The sequence below is a fragment of the Kitasatospora sp. NPDC047058 genome (genome assembly GCF_040643935.1).
Classification (GTDB): Bacteria; Actinomycetota; Actinomycetes; order Streptomycetales; family Streptomycetaceae; genus Kitasatospora.
This window is the reverse complement of record NZ_JBEYVJ010000871.1, coordinates 1-1376: the sequence shown is the minus strand read 5'-3', so window position 1 is coordinate 1376 and position 1376 is coordinate 1. Positions and strand designations below refer to the sequence as shown.

At 75.1% G+C, this 1376-nt stretch carries 1 protein-coding gene; it reads left to right on the top strand.

The window, feature by feature from the left end:
- A partial coding sequence (locus ABZ885_RS41225; protein WP_360200355.1) for a cytochrome P450 occupies nucleotides 1-1264 on the top strand: 1264 nt, incomplete at its 5' end.
- Nucleotides 1265-1376: the final 112 nt, after the last annotated feature.

Here is a 1376-nt window from a genome sequence, read left to right as displayed (position 1 = left end):
TCCCGGCACGTACGCCGACGGCGTGCCGTACGGGCTCTTCCGGGAGCTGCGGGCGGAGGCGCCGGTCTGCCGGGTGGAGGAGCCGGCGGTGGGGGAGTGGCCGGCCGGGCCCGGCTACTGGGCGGTGCTGCGGCACGCCGACGTCAAGCACGTCCTCCGCACCCCGGACGTGTTCTCCTCGCACCTCGGCGCGACCCAGATCCGTGACCCCGACTCGGCGGCCGACCTGGACTTCGCCCGCACGATGATGCTCAACCAGGACCCGCCCGACCACTCCCGGCTGCGCCGGGCCGTCGCCGCCGCCTTCACCCCGCGGGCACTGCGCGAGCTGACCGCCGGCATCGAGGCGCGCGCCGCCGAACTGGTCGCCGCGGTCCGCCCGGCGGGCGAGGCCGACTTCGTGCCGCTCGCCGCCGACCTGCCGGTCTGGACGCTGGCCCGGATCCTGGGGGTGCCCGAACAGGACCGCGGGCTGCTGGTCGACTGGTCGAACCGGGTGATCGGCTACCAGGACCCCGACCACGCCCATTCCAGCACCGCCGACCCCGCCCGCCTCACCGACCTCGGCCGCGCCGCGCTCGCCCACCGTCCCACGGCCCTCACCACCCCCGACGGCCGCCCGGTCAACCCCCGCTCCCGCGCCGCCCTCGCCGACATGTTCGCCTATGCCCACGCCCTCGCCGAACACCCGCCGCCCGGCAGTATGGTGGCCCGCATGCGGGAGGCCGGCCTCGGCACCGCCGAGTTCGAGACGATGTTCTTCCTCTTCGGCGTCGCCGGCAACGAGACGCTGCGCAACGGCCTGCCCGGCGGCCTGTACTCCCTGCTCACCCACGCGGACCAGTACCGCCTGCTCCGCCATCGGCCCGAGCTGGTCGCTCCGGCCGTGGACGAGCTGCTCCGGTTCTGGCCGCCGGTCGTGGAGTTCCGGCGTACCGCGACCCGGGACGTGGTGCTGGCCGGGCAGCGGATCCGCGGCGGCGACAAGGTGGTCGTCTACCACGCCTCCGCCAACCGCGACGAGTCGGTCTTCCCCGACCCGGACCGCCTGGACATCACCCGTACGCCCAACGACCACGTCAGCTTCGGATACGGCCCGCACTTCTGCGTGGGGGCGCAGCTGGCCAGGATCCAGATGTCGGCCCTGCTCCGCCGGACCGTCACCGGGCTGCCCGGCCTGGAGCTCGCCCCGGGCGAGCCCCCGAGGCGGCTGGTCTCCAACTTCCAGAACGGTCTGAAGGACCTGCGCATCCGCTGGCGGTGAGCCAGGTGAGCCAGGCGCGGAAGGTGAGGCAGGTGAGCCAGGCACGGCAGGCCTCCTGATGCCCGCGGGCGCCGGGCGCCGGGCCCCGGCCGGAGGCCCGGCGACAGCCCGG